Consider the following 22,503-nt stretch of genomic DNA (forward strand, 5'->3'; position numbering starts at 1 on the left):
GTCAGTGCGCAGCCGAGGCGCTGTCCGCCCCGGCGGCCACCTGGCCGGTGGGGTGCTCGTCGACGAAGACCTCTTCGAGCAGCCCGGTCTCGACGTCGAAGATGAAGCCCCGCACCGCGTCCGTGTGGTGCAGGAACGGTGAATCCCGGACGCGACGCAGGGATTCCCGCACCGAGTCGTGCGGATCCAGGAACGCCTGGATCGACCAGGTCGGCCGGTAACCGGCGAACTTGGCCAGCTCCGCCCGGAACTCGTCCTCCTTGAGGCGGGCCAGGCCGCAGTCGGTGTGGTGCACGATCATGACCTCGCGGGTGCCCAGGGCGTGCTGGGAGATGGCCAGCGAACGGATGACGTCATCGCTGATGATGCCGCCGGCGTTGCGCATCAGGTGGATCTCGCCCGGGTTCAGCCGGAACGCCAGATGGGCGTCGATGCGGGCGTCCATGCACATGACGATGGCCAGCTTCTTGCTGGGCATCGGGGTCAACCCACTCGCGTGGTACTCGGCCGCAGTCTTGTTGCGGTTGAGCATTTCTTCGATCGCCGTCACGACGGTCTCCTTACCCACGAGGTGACCGGGGCAACCCGGCGGGGGTCCCGGCGTTGCTCCCGGAAAAGGATCTGCGGCGAGACTACCGTCGCCCGAGTGATGCACCCCGTCGGCCCTCTGTCGTCCCGGGTGTACTGGATTCGCCGCGTCGGTCTCGTGCTCGTCGCGGTACTCGTGCTCATCGGCATGGTGTGGTTCCTGGCCAACCGCAATTCCAGTTCCGCCCGTCAGCAGTCCGATGCCACCGCGCTCGGCTCCGGTTCCGCCGTCCCCACCCTGACCGGCGAACTGGCCGCTTCGAGTGTCTCGGCCCTGCCGTCGGTGCTGCCGATGTCCTCGGCGTTGCCCTCGGCATCCCCGTCGGCGTCGGCGTCGGCGTCGGCGTCCGTGTCCGTGTCGGCGTCGGCGTCCGTGTCCGATTCGTCGCCGAGCCCGTCCGAGACGGCCCCGAGCCCATCGGCGTCGGTCGAGGCCACGGCCAGCGGATCCGCCGCCCCCGCGGCGTCGCCGACGGAAGCCTCACCAGCGGCCGCTCCGAGCCCGGAGCCGACGCCGGCCGCCCCGCCCCCCTCCTACGACCCGCAGGGTCGGCTGCTGTGCGCGGACGCCGACACGGCGGTCGGAGGGGCCCCGTCCGCCCCGACGTTCGCGGCCGGGCAGCAACCCCGGCTGACGATGACGGTCACGAACCGGGGGGCCCAACCCTGCGTCCGCGACCTGTCCGGCCCACTGCAGATCTTCACGGTGTTCGCCGCCGACGGCGCGCGGGTCTGGTCGACCGCCGACTGCTTCCCGGGTCAGGGCAGCGACGTGCAGCAGCTGGCCCCGGGGCAGGTCGTCTCGTTCACGGTGAAATGGTCGGGCACCACCTCGGCGCCCGGCTGCACCGGCGACCGAGCCGTGGCACCCCCCGGTGAGTACACGCTGGTGGCCCAGTTGGGCGGCCTGTCCAGCCCGCCGGCGGCCTTCGCCATCACCGGCTGACCGACGCCGACCGCAGGGCCGGCGCGCAGTCGCTCAGAGCGAGGCCCCGTACCGGTCCACGATGGACGACTCCGCCAGCCGGGACAGACCCTCGCGGACGGTGCGGGCCCGGGCCTCGCCCACGCCGTCGACCGCCTGCAGGTCGGCCGCGGTGGCGGCCAGCAGGCCCTGCAGGTTGCCGAAGTGGGCGATGACCCGGTCGAGGACGGCGGGGGGCAGCCGCGGGATGTTGGCCAGCAGCCGGTAGCCGCGCGGGTTGACGGGCAGGTCGAGTGCGTCGGCCGCGGTGGGCAACCCCAGCACGCGGGAGACCGCCGTCAGGTCGAGCAGGGCGGCCTCGTCCAGCTGGTCGAGTTGCTCGGTGATCTCCTCCACCTGCTCGCGGGGGGTGTCGGCCGGGAGGTAGTCGCTGATCAGCAGCTCGGCGAGGCCGTGGGTGCCGGACAGCATCTCCTCGAGCTGCAGCCCGAGGAGCCGGCCGTCGGTGCCCAGTTCGACGACGTTGCTGGTGATCTCGTCGGCGATGCGGCGCACCATCAGCAGGCGCTGGAGCACCGTCATGGCGTCCCGCAGGGTGGCGAAGTCCTCGATCTCCAGGGCCGAGAGGGCGCGGGCGACCTCGTCCAACCGTGCCCGGTATCGCTGCAGGGTCGACAGCGCCTGGTTGGCGCGGCTCAGGATGGTCGGGGGATCGGCGACGACGTGCCGGCGACCGCCGTGGTACAGGCTGATGATCGACATCGAGTGGCTCACCGCGACGACCGGGCGGCCGGTCTGCAGCCCGACCCGTTCCGCCGTTCGGTGCCGGGTACCGGATTCGACGGTCGGGATGCTCGGATCCGGCGTGAGCTGGACGTTGGCGCGCAGGATGCGGGACGCCTCGTCGTTGACGACGACGGCGCCGTCCATCTTGCAGAGCTCGCGCAGCCGGGTGGGGGAGAACTCGACGTCCAGCCGGAAGCCGCCGTCGCACAGGTCGTCGACGGCCTGGTCGAAGCCCAGCACCACCAGCGCCCCGGTGCGGCCGCGCAGGATGCGCTCCAGACCGTCCCGCAGGGCGGTTCCGGGTGCGACCCGGGCCAGCACCGCGCGTTGCGCTGCGACGCTCGTTCGGTCGTCCACCCGTCCCCCTGCCCGTCGGTCCGGGGGTCAGTCTAGGTGTCGGACCGCCGCCGGCCGGGGACCGGGCCGACCGGTGGGGCAGCGGTGACCCTTGCACCGGCTCCGGCCCAGGCGGGTGACCGCACCCCTGACCGCACCCCTGGCCGCGCGACCTCAGCTGCCGCGCCGGGACCGCCAGTCGATGGTGCCGTCGCCGAACGACTGCAGGGCCTCGCCCAGGTCGGCGACCTCCTGGATGCGCATGCCCTCCACCCGCAGCCGCGCGGACGAGCGGCCGGTCGCGCGCGACCCCCCGGTCGACACCGGCACGATGGCGCGGTCGAAGCCGAGCCGCCGCATCTCGGCCAGCCGCCGCTCCACCCCGGCGACCGGCCGGACGTCACCGGACAGGCCGAGCTCCCCGAGGACGACCAGACCGGCCGGCAGCGGGATGTCCCGTGCGGATGACCACACGGCCAGCGCGACGGCCAGATCGGCGCCCGGCTCGGTGACCCGGGCCCCGCCCACCGTCGCGGTGAGGACGTCCTGCTGGGCCAACCGGACGCCACCCCACCGCTGCACCACCGCCAGCGTCATGGCGGTGCGCGCGTTGTCCAGACCCGAGACGGTGCGCCGGCCCGCCTCCCCCGATGACGGTGTCAGCAGGGCCTGCACCTCCACCGGCAATGGCCGCCGGCCGTGCAGGGCGACGGTGGTGGCCGTCCCGGGGATGGGGACCGAGCGGCCGGTGAGGAAGAGGCCGGAGGGGTCGGCGAGGCCGACGATGCCGTCGGTGACCATCTCGAAGCAGCCCACCTCGTCGGACGGGCCGAACCGGTTCTTGACGCCGCGGACGACCCGCAGGCTCGAATGCCGATCGCCCTCGAAGTGCAGGACGACGTCGACCAGGTGCTCGAGCACCCGCGGCCCGGCGATCGCGCCGTCCTTCGTCACGTGACCGACCAGGACACAGGCGATGTCACGTTCCTTGGCCACCGCGGTCAGTTCGGCGGCCACGGCCCGGACCTGGGTCACGCCCCCGGCGGTCCCGTCCACGTCGCCCGCGGCGATGGTCTGCACGGAGTCGACGATCAGCAGCCGCGGCTGGACCTGGTCCAGATGGCCGAGGACGGCGCCCAGCTCGCTCTCGGCGGCCAGGAAGAGGTCGGGGTGCAGGGTGCCCATCCGGCCGGCTCGCAGCCGCACCTGGCTGGTCGACTCCTCACCCGTCACCACCAGTACCCGTCCACCGCCGGCGGCCGCCCAGGCCTGGGCCGCCGAGAGCAGCAGGGTCGACTTGCCGACCCCGGGCTCACCGGCCAGCAGGACGACGGCGCCCGGCACCAGGCCGCCGCCCAGCACCCGGTCGAGCTCGGGAACACCGGTGGCCCGTGGGCGGGCCGAGGTGGCGTCGATCTCCGCGATGGGGCGGGCCGCGACGGCCGGGGGGCCGCTGACCGCACCGACCCGCCGCAGCGGCGACCGGGGCCGGGCCGCCTCGGCGAGGGTGCCCCAGGCCTGACATTCCGGGCAGCGCCCGTGCCATTTCAGCGTCTGCTGGCCGCACTCCGTGCACGTGAAACCGGAGGAGGCGGAAGAACCGCCCTGGGCGGAGCGGCCACGGCCGGCGGAGGTCGGACTCATGAGGCGAACGCTAGTGCGACCGTCCGACAGTGGGTTTCCGGACACGCAACCGCGCTCCCGCGCAACGAGCAGTCGCGCGGTGGGGGTGGGTTCAGCGGCCTTCGTCGCTGGCGCCGGACTCGCCCTCGGATCCGCCCGTGGTGGCGGCCAAGGCCGTGCCGGAGGGGACGAACGAGCTCTCGGCCGTGGAGCCGGAACCGGACTCGCCACGGGCCGACGACTCGGTGACGGCGGCGGTGGTCCCGGCGCCCTCGTTCAGCTGCGTGCCGGTGCTCTCGGAGTGATCCTCCGACCCCGATCCCTCGGAGTGCCCGCCCTCGCCGTGGCTGCCGGTCTCCCACAGCGGGGTGGGGTGCGGCGGCAGGATCTCGATGGGCTCGCGACCGGTGGAACGCTCCGCCGGCAGCTGCACGGGGACGTTCAGGTCGATGGTGCCGGCCTTGGCGAAGGTGAAGGTCATCGGCACCGAGTTGCCGGTGATGAGCTCCTGGGTGAAGTCCTGGACGACGACCCGCGTGCCGGACCCGGTGGCCAGGTCGGCGAGGGTCTGCCCGGGGATCTCGCCAGCGCCGGTGATCCGGACGTCGCTCGCGTAGGGCGTGGTGACGCTGGTCAGCGTGTCCGACTCCAGGCCCTGGTTGGAGACCCACATCAGCAGCTGACCGTTGCCACCGGCCTGGATCGCCTCACCCTGGGGCTGCGCCAGCTGCGCGTTCAGGATGGTCAGGTTACCGACGGCGCCGTTGGCGCCGTCGATCGCGGCGACCTGGTCGGCCGTCTGCGAGATCTGGCCGGCCGCGCAGCCCGTGAGAGCCACCGCTGCCGCCATCGCCAGGGCCGGCACGAGGAGTCGACGCGGAGCACGGACGGTGGAGGACACGGCGGTTGCCCTTCTCTCGGACAGCGATGCAGCAACGGGGACGAGCAGGGACGGCGGTCCCCGCGGCTCAGGTTAACCGGCCGCGGTGGCCCGGTGCGCGTCGGGCGCGCGTCCGGACGAACGTCACGAACCAGCCGGCCTGCGCGGACCGGCTCCGCGGCACTGCGGCGGACGTCCGTCGGGCGTCGCACGGACCCGCCGGATACAGGGTGCGGTCGGTTTGTCAAGTTCCTCGATAGGCCCTGACCTGCGACGATGGGATCATGAAAGACGTAGGCGTGGTAGGATGGGGTGAGCGAAAGGGGTCTTGAAAGCTCATGGTCTTCAACGTTGGTGAAACCGTTGTCTACCCCCATCACGGGGCGGCCCTCATTCAGGCGACCGAAACCCGGGTCGTCAAAGGCGTCGAAAAGCTCTACCTGGTCCTGAAGGTCGCTCAGGGCGATCTGACCGTGAAGGTCCCCGCCGACAACGCCGAGATCGTCGGCGTGCGTGACGTGGTCGATCGCACCGGTCTCGATCACGTCTTCGAGGTGTTGCGTGCTCCGCACACCGAGGAGCCCACGAACTGGTCCCGTCGCTACAAGGCCAACCTCGAGAAGCTGGCCTCCGGTGACGTGAACAAGGTGGCCGAGGTGGTCCGCGACCTGTGGCGTCGCGATCGCGAGCGGGGTCTGTCCGCCGGCGAGAAGCGGATGCTGGCCAAGGCCCGTCAGATTCTGGTCTCCGAGCTCGCCCTCGCCGAGGGCACCAACGAGGACAAGGCCGAGGGCATCCTCGACGAGGTTCTCGCTTCCTGATCCGACGTCACAGGGCCCGCACCTCCAGGGGTGCGGGCCCTGTGCTCGGTCGGAGCACTCTCCTCCATGACGATCGTCGCCCTGGTCTGCGCCTGCGAATCGGCCGATGCCGACGACCGCCGCGCCGACGCCGGAGCGTTCTCCTCCGTCGCCGGAGTGCCGCTGGTCGTCCACGCGGTGCAGGGCCTGCTCGCCTCCGGTGTGCAGCGCATCGTGCTGACCGTCCCGCCCCACCAGCTCGACCGGGCCCGGCGGCTCCTGGGCTCGCTGGTCCGCGTCGTCCCCGCAGCGCCCACGCGCCTCGCCGCCACCGCCGCCGCGTTGGCTGAACTCGATCGCGCGGTCGCCCAGGGCTGGCCCGAACCCCAGGTCGTCGTCGTCCACGACGCCCTGCGGGCCTTCGTCCCGCCCAGCGTCGTCCGGGCCGTCGCGGCCGCGGTGACCGCCGGCGCACCGGCCGTCGCGCCGGTCATGCCGGTGGTCGACACCGTCCGCCGCGTCGACGGCGACGGTCATGACGGGGCGACCGTCGATCGCGGCACGCTGCGCATCGTGCAGACGCCGCAGGGTTTCGCCCCGGCCGTGCTGAGGCGGGCACACGCTGAACGGCCCACCGGCGGCGCGGGAACCGACGACGTCGGCCTGGTCGCCGGGCTCGGAATCCCCGTCGCCACCGTGCCCGGCGACCGGGCCGGATTGCGCGTCACCACCCCCCACGATCTGCAGGAGGCCGAACGCATGGTGCGGATCACCGGTCGGACGACGACACCGGCCCCGGCCCCGTCCGCCCCGGCGCCCGTGCTGCCCGACCTACGGGTCGGTACCGGTACCGACGTGCACCCGATCGACGCCGACAGTCCCTGCTGGGTCGCCGGTCTGCTCTTCCCCGACGACGCCGGCTGCGCCGGACATTCCGACGGTGACGTCGCCGCGCACGCCGTCTGCGACGCCCTGCTCTCGGCAGCCGGGCTGGGCGATCTGGGCGCCGTCTTCGGCACCTCCGACCCGCAGTGGGCCGGGGCCAGCGGCGTGACCCTGATCGCCGAGGTCGTCGCCCGCCTCAAGACCGCCGGCTTCCGGCCGATCAACGTGTCGGTTCAGGTCATCGGCAACACGCCCCGGGTCGGGCCGCGGCGTGCGGAGGCGCAGGCGGCGCTCGGCGCGGCGGTCGGGGCGCCGGTGTCGGTGGCCGGGACGACGACGGACGGCCTGGGCCTCACCGGGCGGGGAGAGGGGCGGGCCGCCGTGGCGACCGCTCTGGTCGCCCGCGTCGCGCACTGACCCGGGTACGACTAGCGGCGACGTCCGCCGCGTCCACCGGCCGGTCCGAGCAGGGTGTCGATCCACTGCAGCACCTGACGGTGGTGCGGCTCGTAGGCCCGCCAGAGGTCGTCGGCCCAGGCGTGCACCAGCCGGTCGCGTTCGACCGCATCTGTCGCCGCGACGACCTGGTCGACGCGGATCGACCCCAGGGGGGTCGGCGGATCCAGCCACACCCACCAGTCCGGGTGGCCGATGGCCCGGTTGACCAGGTCCGGCGCCTTGGCCGCCGGCCAGCCGCGCTCGAGCTGGGCGCCGAGGCTGATGAGGTGCACACAGACCGACTGCACGGCCCGGCGCTCCGGGATGCCCGGGTGCTGGACGGCATAGGTGTCGCCCGCCAGTTGCCCGATCGCCCGGTCGGCCGGCTTCAAGCTGGTCATCAGCTCGATGTGCAGCGACCAGCACCCCGGGGAGCTACCGATGTACGGATGCCGCGGACCGTCGATCGGGCCGACCACCAGACCGCACCCCGGGCAGGGGTCGATGACCACCGGATCGGGCGGCTGACCGGGGCCCGCCGGGTGCGCCGAGGAGCCGGGCATGCCCATGAGCACCCCTTTCCGACCCCACCGGTCACCCGCGGCGGTCACGGGTGACCCTCCGCCCACGTCGTTATCCCTGTGTGTCTACCAACATTCGTCCCGTCCGGCTGGGCGACGCACCCGGACGGGGTACCGAACGTCGCCCGATCGGCTACGCCGCCGCCGCTGCGCGCCGTCCGGGCGTCGGTGCGTGAACAGCCCCGGCCGGATGGCACGCTGACGGGCATGACGACCATCGCCATTCTGGGCGCCGGCAAGATCGGGGAGGCCCTGCTCGCGGGGCTGCTGAAGGCCGGCCGGGCGCCGTCCGACCTGTTGTTCACCGAGCGCTACGACCAGCGGGCCGCGGAACTGACCGAACGGTACGGGGTGGCCGGGGTCGACACCCCGGAAGCGGTCGAGCGGGCCGACGTCCTGGTGGTCGCGGTCAAGCCGCAGGACATCGAGCCGTTGCTGGACCTGCTGGCCGACACCGTCCGCCCGGGCACCCTGGTCGTCTCCTTGTGCGCGGGTCTGCCGGCGTCCCTGTACGAGCGTCGACTGCCCGCCGGGACGCCGGTGGTCCGGGTGATGCCGAACACCCCGATGCTGGTCGGTGAGGCCATGAGTGCCATCTCGGCGGGGGCGGCCGCCGGGCCGGAGCACCTGGATCTGGTCGAGGAGATGCTGGGCTCGGTCGGCAAGGTCGTCCGGGTCCCCGAGACGCAGCAGGACGCAGTGACCGCACTCTCCGGGTCCGGTCCGGCGTACTTCTTCTATCTGGTCGAGGCCATGATCGACGCGGGCATCCTGCTCGGACTGCCCCGGGCGGTCTCCACCGACTTGATCATCCAGTCCGCGGTCGGCGCCGCGACGATGCTGCGGGATTCCGCAGAACATCCGGTCATCCTCCGCGAGGCGGTCACCTCGCCCGGCGGAACCACCATCGCGGCGATCCGGGAACTGGAGAACCACAAGGTGCGGGCGGCCCTGCTGTCGGCCATCGAGGCGGCCGCGGTGCGATCGGCCGAGCTGGGGCGCGCGCACGACCCGGCCTGAGTGGCCCGGCCATCGAGGCGGCCGCGGTGCGATCGGCCGAGCTGGGGCGCGCGCACGACCCGGCCTGAGCAGCCCCCCACCGGCCCATGGCCCGGATGCCGCACCCAGCTCCACCCGGACGGGTTTCACCAGGTCGGGGGGCTCGAGGGGCTCCGGGTAGGCGCCGCCGGGCTAAAGTCGTCCGAACACGTGGTACCGAACCGCCGGAGGGGAAGCCGGTCGGCTCGGCCACGAGAAAGACGGTGCCTCGATGCCCGATCGAGTCGACGAGACGCCCGGCGGGCGGTCCGACCGCGCCGCCGACCTCGGCCAGATGCGGTTTCTGACCGTGGCCGAGGTCGCGGCGTTGATGCGCGTGTCCCGGATGACCGTGTACCGGCTGGTGCACTCCGGCGAGCTGCCCGCGGTCCGGGTCGGCCGCTCCTTCCGTGTCCCCGAACGCACCGTGCACGACTACCTGCGGGACGCCTTCAACGACGTCGGCTGACGACCGTCACGCCGCCCGGCGATCGTGACCTGCGCGGAGACCGGACATGGGGTGCCGTCGAGGCCGGTAGGATCGTCCGCACACCGACTGCGGTCGGGGTGCTGTCGCGTCCGTCCCCATGGATGCTGACGGGTATCGCCCCGCTCGCGGTCTCCACCCGGGGCATCCCGGGACATCTGCGTTCGGGCGGCCCGGCGGGCTGCCCTCGCCGGTTCTGTTCAGTCAAGGAAAGTGGGCACCAGCATGGGTTCCGTCATCAAGAAGCGTCGCAAGCGGATGGCCAAGAAGAAGCACCGCAAGCTGCTGCGCAAGACCCGTGTGGCGCGTCGCAAGGCCGGCAAGTAGGTCTTCCGTGTCGGTCGCCGTCACCGCGGTGACCGACCGTGCAGACGGTCATCGGGCCGACCGGTCGAGGACCGGTCGGCCTCGTGCCGTTGCCCCTCCGTCCGGCCTACTCGGCCGGAGGCGGGTCGGACGGGACGGCGACGGGCAACCAGCGGGAGGGACGGGGCCAGATGGCCGGACGGGTCGTGCTCGTCACCGGGGTCACCCGGTACATCGGCTCCGAGCTGGCCGGCCGACTGGCCCGTGATCCGGGGGTCGACCGGGTGGTCGGCGTCGACGCGGCGCTGCCCGAACCGGCGGCCCGGTCCCGGATGGGCGATGCGGAGTTCGTGCGGGTGGACATCCGCAACCCGCTGATCTCGCGGGTGCTGGAGACCGCCGGAGTCGACACCGTCGTCCACGCCTCGGCATCGGCGCCGGCCCCCTCCTCGGCGGCCCGGGCGCTGGCCAAGGAGATGAACGTCCTCGGCACGATGCAACTGCTCGCGGCCTGCCAGCGCTCGGACACCGTGCGGTCCCTCGTCGTCCGTTCGACGTCGCTGGTCTACGGCTCGTCGCCGCGGGACCCGGCCGTCTTCACCGAGGACACCCCGGCCCGTTCAGTGCCGTCATCCGGTCCCGGCCGCGACGCGGTCGACATCGAGGCCTACGTCCGCGGGTTCAGCCGGCGGCGCCCGGACGTGCGGGTCGCCCTGCCCCGGTTCGCCGATCTCATCGGACCCACCATCCGCACCCCACTGGCCCGCTACTTCGCGCTCACCCCGGTGGTGCCGCTGGTCCTGGGGCGCAATGCCCGTCTCCAGCTCATCCACGAGTCCGATGCGGTGGCCCTGCTGCACACCCTCGCACTGGGCGACGTCGCCGGTCCGATCAACGCGGCCGGTGACGGGGTGCTCACGGTGTCCCAGGCGATCCACCGGGCCGGACGGGTGCCGCTGCCGGTGCCCGGTGCCGGTCTCGGCGTGCTGTCCCGGGCCATGCAGCAGCTGCGGATCGGGGGGTTCTCCCCGGCGCTGGTCAGTCAGCTGGCCACCGGCCGGGTCATGGACACCACCCGGATGACCCGTGACGTCGGGTTCGTTCCCCGGTTCACCACCGAGTCCGCGTTCGACGACTTCGCCGCGGCCCTGCCGCCGCTGCTGACCCCCGACCTGATCCGACAGGCCGAGCGCACGGTGGCCCGCACGCTGCGGGTCGACCCCGCGCCCGCGACCATCGCCCCGGACGACGAACCGGTGGTCGAGCCGGTCGGTGCGACGGTGCCGGCTCCCGTCACCCGCCACCTGGTGAGCGTCCCCGATGCCGCCGTCGTCACCCCGCTGGCGCGACCGCACCGTCCCCGGCGGACCCGATGACCGCCCGGGGCGATTCCGGGCGCCCCACCGCGCCGTCCGACCGGGCCGACCGGCCCGAAGGAGCTTCCGTGACCCGCCTGAGCCCCCTCGACCCCCCGGGTGACCCGGCGACCGCGGCCGGCCTCGACGGGCCGCCGCGGGCGACCGGCCCGACCGACGCGCACGGTGCGACCGGATCCGACGAGGCCGGCTGGAAGCGGTCGGTGGCCGGCGGCCTGGCCTTCCTGCGCCGCCGCCTGACCGGCGACTACCCGGTCGACGAGTTCGGCTACGACCCCGACTTCACCGACACCGTCCTGCTGCCGCCGCTGCGGGTGCTGTTCGAGAAGTACTTCCGGGTGGAGACCCTGGGCCTGGAGAACATCCCCGCCACCGGCGGGGCGCTGCTGGTCGCCAACCACTCCGGCACCGTCGCCGTCGACGCCGTCATGGTCGGGGTGGCCGTGCACGATCACCACCCGCAGTCCCGGCCGGTCCGGATGCTGGGCGCCGACCTCATCTTCGAGACGCCGTTCCTGGGGGAACTGAACCGCAAGGCCGGCAACACCCTGGCCTGCAACGAGGACGCCGAGCGCCTGCTGTCCAGCGGCGAGCTGGTGTCCGTCTTCCCCGAGGGGTTCAAGGGCGTCGGCAAGCCGTACTCGCAGCGGTACCGGCTGCAGCGGTTCGGCCGGGGCGGGTTCGTCGCCGCCGCCCTGCGGACCGGGGTGCCGATCATCCCGGTGTCGATCGTCGGCGCGGAGGAGATCTATCCGCTGATCGGCAACATCAAGCCGCTGGCCCGGGCGTTCGGTCTGCCCTACTTCCCGGTGACCCCGACGTTCCCCCTGCTCGGGCCGCTCGGCGCGATCCCGCTGCCCAGCAAGTGGATCATCGAGTTCGGTGAGCCGATCGCCACCGACCACTACCCGGAGGGGGCGGTCGACGATCCGGCGGTCGTGTTCGGGCTGACCGACGAAGTCCGGGAGACCATCCAGCAGACGCTGTACCGGCTACTGCTGCGGCGCGGGCACCCCTTCCTGGGCTGACCGGCCGCGGGTCGGACCGTCAGGACCGTCGCCGCTGCCAGGCGTAGCGGCCGGCGAGCACCCCGGCCGTGACGACCCCGGCCCCGAGCACGCTGGGCACCCCGATGAGGGCCGCCTTGCGGCCGACCCGGAAGTCGAGGATCTGCCACCCCCGTTCGCGGGCGATCTGCCGCAGGGCGCCGTCCGGATTGACCGCGACGCCCGTGCCGACGACCGACAGCATGGGCACGTCGTTGACCGAGTCCGAGTAGGCCGTGCACCGGCGCAGGTCCAGGCCCTCACGGGCGGCCAGCGCCCGGACGGCGGCCGCCTTGGCCGGGCCGTGCAGCAGTTCGCCGTACAGGCGCCCGGTGTAGATGCCGTCGACGTCCTCGGCGACGGTGCCGAGGGCTCCGGTCAGGCCGAGGCGGCGCGCGATGATGGTGGCCAGTTCGACGGGGGTCGCCGTCACCAGCCAGACGCGCTGACCCTCCTCGAGATGCTTGCGGGCCAGCAGCAGGGTGCGGGGATAGATCCGGTCGGCCATCAGGTCGTCGTAGATCTCCTCGCCGAGCTCGACGATCTCAGCCACCCGACGGCCGGCGACGAAAGCCAGGGCGCCCTCCCGCGCCGTCGTCGTGTCGCTCTCCTTCTCGCCGGAGAGCCGAAAGCGCACCTGGATCGCGGCGAAGCGCAGCAGGTCGCGGCTGCGGAAGAAGTCGCGGGCCGCCAGTCCGCGGGCGAAGTGGAAGACCGAGGCGCCCTGCATCAGGGTGTTGTCGACGTCGAAGAAGGCGGCGGCGGTCAGATCCGGGACCGACACGTCGGCGCCGGGCGATGCGCCGGCCTGCTCGGCGGCGGCGTCCTCGACCAGGGCCAGGTGGGCGGCCTCCGCAGAGGCGGCGCCAGCGACCTCGGTGGGCGTCGGGTCGTCGGATGACGGGGGAGCCAGCGGCGTCCGGCGAAAACGCACGGCGTGTCCCCCCACTCGGTGATCGGCCCGTGACAGCAAGCCCCCGAGCCCGACCAGGGTATCCGGGGCCTGCCGCGCCCGGCGGCCCGGCCAGCCTAGCGGCGGTTCGTCATCGGGCTCCGGGGGCGCACCCGGCGGGGTGCTACCCGCCGTCGACTCGCCCTCACCGACGGCGAGCGGTTCAGAATGGTGCGGTGACCGCGATGAACGACCAGCAGCGACCGCCCCGGGTCCCGACGCCGGGCGAGAACGTGGCCGACCTGATCCGTCGGGCCGCCGCCGACCATCCCGACCGGCCGGCCGTGCTGGGAGCCGGCGGGCCCCGCACGTGGGCCCAAGTGGACGCCGCCGTGGACGCCGGGGTCCGTGACCTGCGCCGCCGCGGCCTGACCCCGGGGGAGCGAATCGTCATCGCCCTGCCCACGGGCGCCGACCTGGCCCTCGTCCTGTCGGCCTGCGCGCGGGCGGGGGCCGTGGCCGTGCCGATCGGTCCGCAACCGGAGGCCGTCGGCGCGGTGGCGGAGCGCGTCGATGCGTTCGGAGCGGTCGCCAGCACGCTGCCGACCGGGTTCCCGTTGGTCGTGGACACCGAGCGCATCGCCCGCTGGTGGGATGCCTCGGCCGGGCCGGCGGAACGCCCCGCCGCCGGTGGCGAGGACCTGGCCTGGCTGGCGCGTCCCTTCGGGGACCGGCTGGTCATGCTGTCGCACCGGGCCGTGCGGGCCGCCGTCACCGCGTTGCTGGGCCTGGAGGGCGGCCTGCGGGACGGCGACCGGCTGCTGCAGGTGCTGCCGTTGCACCACCTGTCGGGGTGGGTCACCACGTTCCTGCCGGTCGCCGCGGTCGGCGGCGCGGCGGTGTTCCCGGCGGTGTCGCTGGACGCGGTGCGGGCCGAGGGACGTTCGCCGGCGGCCGGGTCCGCGATCGACGGTGTGCTGGCGGCGGTCACCGAGCACCGGGTCACCGTCATCTCCGGGGCGGCCGCGTTCTACCACCAGCTGGCGGCCGGGCGGGAGGCGCAGGAAATCGTCGACCACCTGTCGACGGTGCGGATCCTCACGTCGGGGGTTCCGCCGTTCGAGAGCGACGACCGGCGGACGGCCGACGTGCTCGCCGAGGTCGGCCCGGTCTGGCCGAGTTACGGGCTGGCCGAGTCGGCCTCGGTGGTCTCGACCACGCTGGTCGGGGCGCCCGACGACCCGCCCCGGCCCGGATCGGCCGGCCGGCCGGTGGCGGGCCTGAGTCTGCGGGTGTCCGGTCAAGAGGCGACCGGCACGACGCCGGCTCAGGTGTCCGACCCCGACGAGGACGCTCCCGCCGAGGCTGCCGGTGGCGCCGGGTGGGACGACGCCCTGGACGTGCTCGGGGACGGCGGGGAGATCGGTGAGGTCGGTCCCATCGCACTGCGAGGCGCCACGCTGTTCTCCGGTTACTGGCCCGACGGTCGCGGCGGGCCGGGAGCGGACGGCTGGTGGGTGTCCCGTGACCTGGGCTATCTCGACGACGGGGAACTGCACGTGGTCGACCGGGCCGGCGGCGTGCTCCGGGTGACCGGCTTCCCGGTGTACCCGTTGGAGGTCGAGCAGGAACTGCTCGCCCACCCGTGGGTGCGGGCCGCAGCCGTCGTCGGGGAGCGGTCCGGTCCGTCGGCGATGAGCGACAGTCGGGTCGTCGCCGTCGTGGTCCTGAAGGCCGAACGGTCCGATCTCCCGGCGCTGGACGAGGACGGCTCCACGGGCGACGGCCCGGCCGTTGCCAGCGACCAGGACGTGGTGCGGGTCCTGGCCGAGCACGTGGCCACCCGGCTGCCCGCCTTCAAGCGGCCCGTCGCCTACCACTTCGTCGCCGAGTTGCCGTTGACCGACGTGGGCCGAGTGGATCGGGTGGCGGCCCGCCGCCGGTTCGCCACGGCCCCGGGTCTGTCCGTTCCCCGGCTGGCCGTGGTCCCCGATCCGGCTGCGACCGAGCCGCCGCCGGCGCGCGACACCGCCGCGGACGGGACCGGCCCGTCGGCGGCGGACTCCCCGCCGCCCGGCAAGCCCGCGGAGGGACGTGCCCGCAAGGGCCGATCGCGACGGTCCGAGACCGAGAAGGAGCCGGCGGCCGTCGAACCGGCCGAACCGGAGGCCGTCGAGGTCGCCCCCGAGGTCGCTCCCGAACCGGTCGGCGACCTGGACGATCTGGGGGTCCGCCTGCCGGCCGCCGGGGACCGCTCGGACCGGGGCCGTCAGGACACCGACGACGACCTGTTCTGAGCCAGCCACCCGGCCCACCCGGAACGACCGTCGAGGAGACATCGTGGAGACCACCGGACGAGACGCGTCCGCCCGGCGACCCCGGATCACCCTGTTCACCCGGACCGGGTGCCACCTGTGCGAGGACGCCCGCCGGGTGGTGGCCCAGGTGTCGGCCGACTGCGGGGAGATGTGGCGGGAGGTCGACGTGGACGACGACCCGGAGGACCGGGCCGAGTACGGCGACCTGGTGCCGGTGGTGCTGGTCGACGACGTCGTGCACGGCTACCACACGGTCGAGGCCGCTGCGCTGCGCGCTGCACTCGGGTACTGACCGTCCGGTGCCGGATCCACCCGAGCGGGTGGATCGGGAACAGAGCGTGGCACCCGATCCAGGGTGCTCGGCGGGGGACCTCGGCAGGCGGGGGATCGGGAACATTCGATGACCGTGTTGCGACCGCTGCGTGACACCTTGCCGCGTCGTCCCACATGGTGGGAGGACGATGGTTCGCGACTTTGTTCCGTCTGTCACGAGCAACTAGGGTGACCGGCATCCGGCGGCCTACCAGATGGTGGTCGCCACGGCTCCGGCGGGGTCCCCGTCAGGGAGGCAGCGGGTGACGCTACAGGTCGGCGGAGGTCGGGTCGGTACCCGTTCGGCCCAGGCCAGGGTCCCGGGCGCCATCCCTGGCACCCGAGAGATCCCCGGAGCCACCGTGGCCCGGCTGGCCCTGTACCTCCGCGGCCTCACGGCCCTGACCGACGGCGGCCGCGTGGCCACGACGATCTCCTCCGAGGAACTCGCCCAGGCGTCCGGGGTCAACTCCGCCACGCTCCGCAAGGACCTGTCGTTCCTCGGCAGTCACGGCATCCGCGGCGTGGGCTACGACGTCGGGACCCTCACCGAAGAGATCACCCGCACGCTCGGCGCTCACCAGGCCCATCGGGTCGCCCTCGTCGGTCTCGGCAACCTCGGTCTGGCCCTGGCCGGATACGCCGGGTTCGCCGGCCGCGGCTTCCTGCTCTCCGCGCTGTTCGACAGCGACCCGGGGCGCATCGGCCAGCTCGTGGGTTCCGGGCCGGACGCCCTGCCCGTCTCCGACATCGCCGACGCCGCCACGATCTGCCGGGCCCGCGACATCACCATCGGCATGATCGCGGTCCCGGCCGACGCGGCCCAGGCCGTGGCCGACACCCTCGTCGACGCCGGTGTCCGATCCATCCTCACCTTCGCGCCCGAGACGCTGTCGGTCCCGGCGGACGTCGAGGTGCGGCATGTCGACCTGGCCCTGGAACTGCAGATGCTGGCGTTCCACGAGGCCCGCCGGCGTCCCCCGGGCCCGACCGTGCGGGCGACGGCCACTGACCCGGCGCCGCTGTCGGTGGCCGGCGCCGCCCCCGTCCGGGCCACTCCTCCCCGACCGCGGCGGCGGGATGTCACCCGCCACGTCCCCGGCAGCCGACCAGCCGTCCTGGGGGCCTCCACGTGAATCGCAGTACCCATCGGCCGGTGTCACGGGACACCCGGCCACCCGTCCGGCGCGCGTTCACGGCGCCGGAGCACCTTCGCCGAGCAAGGAGCACGTCATGACCGGGCCACAGCGCACCACCGGCCGCATCACGTTCGTCGGGGCAGGTCCCGGTGACCCGGGCCTGCTGACGCTGCGGGCCTCCCAGTCGCTTTCCGCGGCCACCCTGGTCCTCACCGACCCGGACGTCGGCGAGCAGATCACCGCCCTGGCCCCGAACGCCGAGGTCCATCCGGCCGTGGGCGAGCCGGCCGAGGTGGCCGCGGCGCTGATCGCCGCGGCCCGCGAGGGGCACCAGGTCGTCCGGCTGGTCGCCGGCGACGTGCTCACCGCGGATCCGCTGGTCAAGGAGTTGCAGGCGGTCTCCGGCAGTGCGGTGCTCTTCGACGTCGTGCCGGGTCTGTCGGCCACGGCCGTCGCGTCGTACTCGGGGATCGCGGTCGGCTCGGTGCACACCGTGGCCGACGTCCGCTCCGCCGCCTCCGACTGGAGCAGCCTGGCCGCCGCCCCCGGGACGCTGCTGCTGCAGGCGTCCGCCGGTCACCTCGCCGACACCGCCGCCTTCCTCGCCGAGTCCGGTCTGGCCGGGGAGACCCCCGCGTCGGTGACGGCGGGCGCGACTCTGCCCAGCCAGCGCACCGTCGACGGCACCCTGGCCACCCTGGACGGCATGGGCCGGGATCTGACCGGGCCGCTCGTGGTCACGGTCGGACCGGCCCTGGCCCAGCGCGACCGCTTGTCGTGGTGGGAGTCGCGGGCGCTGTACGGCTGGCGCGTGCTGATCCCGCAGACCCGGGACTCGGCCAACGACATGCTCGACCTGCTCCGCCTGCACGGCGCGATCCCGCAGATCGTGCCGACGGTGGCCGTCGAGCCGCCGCGCACCCCGGCGCAGATGGAGCGGGCGGTCAAGGGACTGGTCGACGGCCGCTACCAGTGGGTGGTGTTCACGTCGACGAACTCGGTGCGGGCGGTGTGGAACAAGTTCCTCGAGTTCGGCCTGGACGCCCGGGCGTTCTCGGGGGTGCGGATCGCCTGCGTCGACGACGCCACGGCCGATGCCGTGAAGAACCTCGGCATCCTGCCCGAGCTGATCTCCGAGTCGCAGGGGTCCTCAGCCGGGCTGCTCGACAGCTTCCCGGAGTTCGACGACGTCTTCGACCCGGTCGACCGGGTGCTGCTGCCCCGCGCCGACATCGCCACCGAGACGCTCGCCGCCGGTCTGCGGGAACGGGGCTGGGAGATCGACGACGTCACCGCGTACCGGACCGTCCGGGCGGCCCCGCCGGCCGCCCCGATCCGCGAGGCCATCAAGACGGGCGGCTTCGAGGCGGTCTGCTTCACGTCGTCGTCCACCGTGCGCAACCTGGTCGGCATCGCGGGTAAGCCGCATGCCCGGACGATCGTCTGCTGCCTCGGCCCGAAGACGGCCGAGACCGCGCGGGAGTTCGGGTTGCGCGTGGATGTGCAGCCCGACGTCGCCGAGCTCGGTTCGATGGTCGACGCCTTGGCCGGTCACGCGACCCGCCTGCGGGCCGAGGGCGCCCTGCCGCCGCCCCGGAAGTCGCCGCGCCGCCGCTGACCGGTCCGGGCGGGGGACCGGGCCCCGCCGGGAGACGACGCAGCGGCGCCCGAGGATCGCGGTGAGATCTCGAATGGGCGAAGATCAGGCACCCGGTCGTGCGTTCGGCGGGGTCGCCTGCCTACGCTTCGGCCATGTCAACTCCGAGTCAGCCGGGCTCGTGGCCCCCGCCGAACGACCCTTCCAATCCGTACGCGGCGGCCCCCGGTGGGTCCGGCTACGGCGCCCCGTCCGCGCCGGGCGGCGGGTACCCGGGTGGGGCCTATCCAGGTGGTCCCTACGGGGCCGCCGGGGCGCCGGCGAGCAAGCCGAGCCGGCCGGGTGCGGTCACCGGGTCTTTCCTGATGTGGGTGCTCGGCGCCGTTGCCGCGGTCGTCTCGATCCTCCTCCTCGTGAACAGCCCCGACTGGGACCGGATCGTGGCCGATGCGGTGCGGAACAACCCCGACGGCTTCAACGGGGTCACGCCGCAGCAGCTGGTGAACACGGTCAAGGGCATCCTCATCGGTGTCTTCGTCGTGTTCGCCCTGCTCTACGTGTTCTTCGCGTTCATGATGTGGAACGGACGTAACTGGGCGCGCATCGTCCTGACCGTGTTGGGAGCTCTCGGGGTCATCAGCGCGTTCACGCCGTCGACGACGTCCGGCAGCATCACCATCGACAACACGACCTACACGACGACGACCAGCTCGTACAACTGGATCACCGGCGTGCTGACGCTCATCGCCATCGTCCTGATGTACCTGCCCGCCGCGAACGCGTACTTCCGCGATTCCAAGGCGTTCCGCCAGGCGGCCAAGTACCGCTGACCCCCGCCGACGGCATCCGGGCCGGGCAGTCGACCGTCGTGGTCGGCGGCCCGGCCCGTTTCGTCTCGTCCCGGCCCGACCGGCGGGGCCGGTAGATTCGAGACATGAGCTTCCTGTCCGGTGGCGGCAGCGGTGACCGTCGACCTGGGATCTTCGACTCGTTCCGGGGTGCGTTCGCACCGCAGCAACTTCCGGAGGACGACGGCCGGCCGATCGTCGCGCCCCGGTCAATCCTGATCGCCTCGGCGCTCAGCCTGGTCTGCGGTGTGATTCTTGCCTTTTTGTCCGTACTCGGACTGACGCAGTTGGGAAGTTACGAGGCCGACTTCGACAAGGCAGTCGCTGACTACCGGACCCAGACGTCCCAGTGTGTGACGGACGTGGGTGGATTCGGTTCCTCTCTGGTCATCCCGCCCGGCGTCTCCGACGATCAAAAAGCCAGGTACGAGACTTGCCAGCAGTACGTCACGTACAGCGACGCTGATATCGCATCGATCCGCGAGAGCCAGAAGACACAGAACATCGTGGTGATCGCCGTCTTGATGATCATCGGGCTGGCCGCCGTCGCTGCCGGGTGGTTCCTGCGATCGGGGGCTCGCTGGACACGCAGGACCATCCTGGGCCTGGTGATCGTGTTGCTGGTGTCGATCATGCTCCGGGTTCTGGGCAGCATTCTGATTCTGGGGGCCTCCCTTCTGCTTGTCGTCGCCGTGATGCTGTCGTTCGTCGGCGCAGGTGGCCTGTTCTTCGCGCGACACCGGGCTCGTCGCGCCGCGTCGTGACCGCGGTTCCCGCGCCGGCCGGTCCGGGCCTGGCCGTGACCGCACCGCTGGTCGATCGCGCCGCCGTTCCCGGTGGTCGGTCGCTCACGGCCGGCTACGCGGTAGCCGCCGTCCTCTGCGCCGGTGTGGCGTGGTGGTTCGCGCGGCACGGGGTGGCGACGGACGTCTGGCCGTCGTTCGCCCAGCAGGATCCGGACGGCACGTCGATCACCCGTTATTCCGGGGCCTGGTTGACCGCCGCGGCCGGGGCGGCGCTGGCGGCCGCGCTGCTGGTGGTCGCCGTCGTGCGGCGCATCGCCCGCGGCCGGGCGGCGCAGGTCGACAGCGCGGAGGTGGCCCGATGAGCGCCGACCCGGGCCGCGAGGTCGTCGTCCACCTGGTCCGGCACGGCAAGGTGCACAACCCGGACGATCTGCTCTACGGCTGTCTGCCGGGGTACCGGCTGGCCGCCTCCGGCCGGGCGATGGCCGACGCCGTCGCGTCCGCGCTGTACCGGTCACCGGTCGCGACCGCGGGGCCGGACGACCCCCCGGGACACCGGATCGGCTATCTGGCCGCGTCACCGCTGCAGCGTGCGCAGGAGACCGCGGCCCCGTTGGCCCGGATGCTCGACCGATCCGTCGCCACCGACGATCGACTCATCGAGGCCGGGAACGCGTTCGAGGGCACCAAGGTGGCGTTGAACCGGGCCACCCTGCTCGATCCCCGCACCTGGTCGCGGATGCGGAACCCGTTCACGCCCTCGTGGGGGGAGCCGTACCTGCAGATCGCGCACCGGATGCTGGCCGCGGTCTACGCCGCCGTCGACGCCGTCGAGCAGGCCCCGGGGGCCCGCGAGGCCGTGCTGGTCTCCCATCAGCTGCCGATCGTGACGGTCCGCCGCTATCTGCTCGGACAGCACCTGTGGCACGACCCCCGCAAGCGGCAGTGTTCGGTGGCGTCGGTGTCGTCCCTAACATTCGTCGACGGGGTCTTCGCCCGCCTGGACTACACCGAGCCGGCCGGTCACATCGCCGCCGTGAACGACCCGGAGGGAGTGCAGTGACGACCAGATCCCGGACCCGCGGCCCCGCCGGGCGCGTTCTCGGCGCGCTCGTCGCCGTGTTGGCTGTGGTGCTGGCCGGTTGCACCAGCGGCAACGACCAGGCGGTGTTCGGTGGGTCGTTCAGTTTCGTTTCCCCCGGGGGGAAGTCCGAATTCTCCTACCCGGTGAGCGAGCGGGGCACCCTCGGCAACCTGTCGGGCCCGGACCTGGCCGACGAGGGCAAGACCCTGTCCCTGGCGGACTACGAGGGCAAGGTCGTCGTCGTCAACTTCTGGGGCTCCTGGTGCGGGCCGTGCCGGGCCGAGGCGCCCGACCTGAACGCGGCCGCTACGCAGCTGCAACCGGACGGCGTGCAGTTCCTCGGCATCAACGTCAAGGACACCCGTTCCGACGGCGCAGATTTCGCCACCGGCAAGCAGGTTCCGTACCCGTCGATCTTCGACCCGTCGCTGCGCACCATCACCTCGATCCGGGGTTATCCGGTCAGCGGCATCCCCTCCACCCTCGTGGTCGACCGCAAGGGCGGGGTCGCCCAGGTCTGGCTGCGGCCGGTGACCGAGACCGAGCTGGTCGCCGCGGTGTCGGCCATCGCCTCGGAACCGGCATGAGCACCGTCATGAGCACCGGCACCAGCCCATGAGCGCCCTGACCGACACCATCGTCAACGGCCCCTACCTGCTGGCCGCCGGTCTGTCGCTGGCCGCCGGGGCGGTCAGTTTCGCCTCGCCCTGTGTGCTGCCACTGGTGCCCGGTTACCTGTCGTATCTGGCCTCGCTGGTCGGGGCCGAGACGGCCGTCCGGACGACCCGCCGCGCTCCGGTGGCTTCCGGGGCGCCGGTGACCGCCGCCGACGACGAGCCCGGGCCGGACGGCCGGACTCCGGGCCGGGTCGGCGCGGCCGTGCGATCCCGGGCGGTCGGGGCGACGGCGCTGTTCGTCGCGGGGTTCACGGTCGTGTTCGTCCTGCAGTCGGTCGCCGTGCTGGGTCTGACCCGGCTCGTGGTGCTAAACCAGGACCTGCTGATCCGGGTCGGCGGCGTGGTCACCATCGTCGTCGGGTTGGCGATGCTCGGGGTGTTCCGCTCGTTGCAGACCGAGCGCCGGCTGCACCTGCGTCCCACCGGCCGGCTGCTGGGCCCGCCACTGTTGGGGGCGGCGTTCGCGCTCGGGTGGACCGTTTGTCTGGGCCCGACCCTGGTCGGTGTCCTTGCCCTGGCCAACGCCTCCGACTGGGGCGGATCGGCCTGGCGCGGGTTCTCGCTGGTCCTGTTCTACTGCGCCGGCCTCGGCATCCCCTTCCTGTTGCTGGCCTTCGGGTTCGGTTGGGCGTCGGGAGCGCTGGCCGTGCTGCGTCGTCACTCCCGTACCGTGCAGGTCGTCGGGGCCGTCGCGCTGATCGTGCTCGGCACGCTGATGGTGACCGGCGCCTGGGGCAGCGTCGTCGCCTGGCTGCAGAACCGGGCGAACGGCGTGGAGACTGTGCTGTGACCGGC

At 73.0% G+C, this 22,503-nt stretch carries 24 protein-coding genes; 18 read left to right on the top strand and 6 right to left on the bottom strand.

The window, feature by feature from the left end:
- Position 1: 1 nt before the first annotated feature.
- On the bottom strand, positions 2-550 hold the full coding sequence (locus FDO65_RS13490) for a beta-class carbonic anhydrase (protein WP_137450215.1): 549 nt from the start codon (positions 548-550) through the stop codon (positions 2-4).
- Between the two features lie 96 nt (positions 551-646).
- Between FDO65_RS13490 and FDO65_RS13495 the strand changes: the two genes are divergently transcribed.
- Positions 647-1,534 carry a hypothetical protein gene (locus FDO65_RS13495; RefSeq protein WP_137450216.1) on the top strand — a complete coding sequence of 296 codons (888 nt, stop codon included), beginning with the start codon at positions 647-649 and terminating at the stop codon, positions 1,532-1,534.
- 33 nt (positions 1,535-1,567) lie between these two features.
- Here the strand turns inward: FDO65_RS13495 and disA are convergent, their stop codons facing one another.
- The 3 genes from disA to FDO65_RS13510 all read right to left on the bottom strand — a co-directional run bounded on the left by disA (position 1,568) and on the right by FDO65_RS13510 (position 5,159).
- Positions 1,568-2,656: a DNA integrity scanning diadenylate cyclase DisA gene (disA, locus tag FDO65_RS13500; protein ID WP_137450217.1), complete on the bottom strand. Its 1,089-nt coding sequence runs from the start codon at positions 2,654-2,656 to the stop codon at positions 1,568-1,570.
- Between the two features lie 153 nt (positions 2,657-2,809).
- A complete protein-coding gene (gene radA / locus FDO65_RS13505; RefSeq protein ID WP_137450218.1) occupies positions 2,810-4,279 on the bottom strand; it encodes a DNA repair protein RadA in 1,470 nt (489 codons plus the stop codon).
- A gap of 91 nt (positions 4,280-4,370) precedes the next feature.
- On the bottom strand, positions 4,371-5,159 hold the full coding sequence (locus FDO65_RS13510) for a copper chaperone PCu(A)C domain-containing protein (protein WP_137450219.1): 789 nt from the start codon (positions 5,157-5,159) through the stop codon (positions 4,371-4,373).
- 317 nt (positions 5,160-5,476) lie between these two features.
- Between FDO65_RS13510 and FDO65_RS13515 the strand changes: the two genes are divergently transcribed.
- Entirely contained in the window at positions 5,477-5,959 is a 483-nt protein-coding gene (locus tag FDO65_RS13515) for a CarD family transcriptional regulator (protein ID WP_137450220.1), read from the top strand.
- A 66-nt stretch (positions 5,960-6,025) separates the two neighbouring features.
- A complete protein-coding gene (gene ispF, locus FDO65_RS13520) occupies positions 6,026-7,240 on the top strand; it encodes a 2-C-methyl-D-erythritol 2,4-cyclodiphosphate synthase (RefSeq protein ID WP_137450221.1) in 1,215 nt (404 codons plus the stop codon).
- A gap of 11 nt (positions 7,241-7,251) precedes the next feature.
- Here the strand turns inward: ispF and FDO65_RS13525 are convergent, their stop codons facing one another.
- Positions 7,252-7,830: a DUF5946 family protein gene (locus tag FDO65_RS13525; protein ID WP_137450222.1), complete on the bottom strand. Its 579-nt coding sequence runs from the start codon at positions 7,828-7,830 to the stop codon at positions 7,252-7,254.
- Positions 7,831-8,049: 219 nt separating this feature from the next.
- On the opposite strand from FDO65_RS13525, the gene proC reads away from it, so the two are divergent.
- The 5 genes from proC (at position 8,050) to FDO65_RS13550 (ending at position 12,077) form a co-directional block, all read left to right on the top strand.
- Positions 8,050-8,862 (top strand): pyrroline-5-carboxylate reductase, encoded by an 813-nt coding sequence (gene proC, locus FDO65_RS13530; RefSeq protein ID WP_137450223.1) that lies wholly within the window; start codon positions 8,050-8,052, stop codon positions 8,860-8,862.
- A gap of 250 nt (positions 8,863-9,112) precedes the next feature.
- Positions 9,113-9,349 carry a helix-turn-helix domain-containing protein gene (locus FDO65_RS13535; protein WP_137450224.1) on the top strand — a complete coding sequence of 79 codons (237 nt, stop codon included), beginning with the start codon at positions 9,113-9,115 and terminating at the stop codon, positions 9,347-9,349.
- A 243-nt stretch (positions 9,350-9,592) separates the two neighbouring features.
- Entirely contained in the window at positions 9,593-9,694 is a 102-nt protein-coding gene (locus FDO65_RS13540) for a 30S ribosomal protein bS22 (protein WP_015746237.1), read from the top strand.
- Between the two features lie 83 nt (positions 9,695-9,777).
- Positions 9,778-11,049, top strand: a complete 1,272-nt coding sequence (locus FDO65_RS13545; RefSeq protein ID WP_240757604.1) for an NAD-dependent epimerase/dehydratase family protein — start codon at positions 9,778-9,780, stop codon at positions 11,047-11,049.
- Positions 11,046-12,077 carry a lysophospholipid acyltransferase family protein gene (locus tag FDO65_RS13550; RefSeq protein ID WP_137450225.1) on the top strand — a complete coding sequence of 344 codons (1,032 nt, stop codon included), beginning with the start codon at positions 11,046-11,048 and terminating at the stop codon, positions 12,075-12,077. Before FDO65_RS13545 ends, FDO65_RS13550 begins: the two co-directional genes overlap by 4 nt.
- A 19-nt stretch (positions 12,078-12,096) precedes the next feature.
- On the opposite strand, the gene FDO65_RS13555 is transcribed toward FDO65_RS13550, so the two are convergent.
- Positions 12,097-13,029, bottom strand: a complete 933-nt coding sequence (locus FDO65_RS13555; RefSeq protein WP_240757606.1) for an HAD family hydrolase — start codon at positions 13,027-13,029, stop codon at positions 12,097-12,099.
- A 203-nt stretch (positions 13,030-13,232) separates the two neighbouring features.
- On the opposite strand from FDO65_RS13555, the gene FDO65_RS13560 reads away from it, so the two are divergent.
- The 10 genes from FDO65_RS13560 to FDO65_RS13605 all read left to right on the top strand — a co-directional run bounded on the left by FDO65_RS13560 (position 13,233) and on the right by FDO65_RS13605 (position 22,498).
- Positions 13,233-15,284: a class I adenylate-forming enzyme family protein gene (locus tag FDO65_RS13560; protein WP_240757652.1), complete on the top strand. Its 2,052-nt coding sequence runs from the start codon at positions 13,233-13,235 to the stop codon at positions 15,282-15,284.
- Positions 15,285-15,327: 43 nt separating this feature from the next.
- Entirely contained in the window at positions 15,328-15,597 is a 270-nt protein-coding gene (locus tag FDO65_RS13565; RefSeq protein ID WP_240757607.1) for a glutaredoxin family protein, read from the top strand.
- A gap of 283 nt (positions 15,598-15,880) precedes the next feature.
- Positions 15,881-16,753: a redox-sensing transcriptional repressor Rex gene (locus tag FDO65_RS13570; protein WP_240757608.1), complete on the top strand. Its 873-nt coding sequence runs from the start codon at positions 15,881-15,883 to the stop codon at positions 16,751-16,753.
- Between the two features lie 97 nt (positions 16,754-16,850).
- Positions 16,851-18,374, top strand: a complete 1,524-nt coding sequence (locus FDO65_RS13575; protein ID WP_137450229.1) for a bifunctional uroporphyrinogen-III C-methyltransferase/uroporphyrinogen-III synthase — start codon at positions 16,851-16,853, stop codon at positions 18,372-18,374.
- 134 nt (positions 18,375-18,508) lie between these two features.
- Positions 18,509-19,183, top strand: a complete 675-nt coding sequence (locus FDO65_RS13580) for a hypothetical protein (protein WP_137450230.1) — start codon at positions 18,509-18,511, stop codon at positions 19,181-19,183.
- Between the two features lie 104 nt (positions 19,184-19,287).
- Positions 19,288-19,965 carry a hypothetical protein gene (locus FDO65_RS13585; RefSeq protein WP_137450231.1) on the top strand — a complete coding sequence of 226 codons (678 nt, stop codon included), beginning with the start codon at positions 19,288-19,290 and terminating at the stop codon, positions 19,963-19,965.
- Complete coding sequence (locus tag FDO65_RS13590; protein ID WP_137450232.1) at positions 19,962-20,309, top strand: hypothetical protein; 348 nt, start codon at positions 19,962-19,964, stop codon at positions 20,307-20,309. The genes FDO65_RS13585 and FDO65_RS13590 overlap by 4 nt, the downstream gene beginning before the upstream one ends.
- On the top strand, positions 20,306-21,010 hold the full coding sequence (locus FDO65_RS13595) for a histidine phosphatase family protein (protein WP_137450233.1): 705 nt from the start codon (positions 20,306-20,308) through the stop codon (positions 21,008-21,010). The genes FDO65_RS13590 and FDO65_RS13595 overlap by 4 nt, the downstream gene beginning before the upstream one ends.
- The gene (locus FDO65_RS13600; RefSeq protein ID WP_137450234.1) at positions 21,007-21,618 is read left to right on the top strand and encodes a TlpA family protein disulfide reductase; all 612 of its coding nucleotides are present in this window, start codon (positions 21,007-21,009) and stop codon (positions 21,616-21,618) included. Before FDO65_RS13595 ends, FDO65_RS13600 begins: the two co-directional genes overlap by 4 nt.
- Before the next feature lie 28 nt (positions 21,619-21,646).
- Complete coding sequence (locus FDO65_RS13605) at positions 21,647-22,498, top strand: cytochrome c biogenesis CcdA family protein (RefSeq protein WP_137450235.1); 852 nt, start codon at positions 21,647-21,649, stop codon at positions 22,496-22,498.
- Positions 22,499-22,503 lie beyond the last annotated feature (5 nt).

Origin of the sequence: Nakamurella flava (genome assembly GCF_005298075.1) — a bacterium.
Taxonomy (GTDB): Bacteria; Actinomycetota; Actinomycetes; order Mycobacteriales; family Nakamurellaceae; genus Nakamurella; species Nakamurella flava.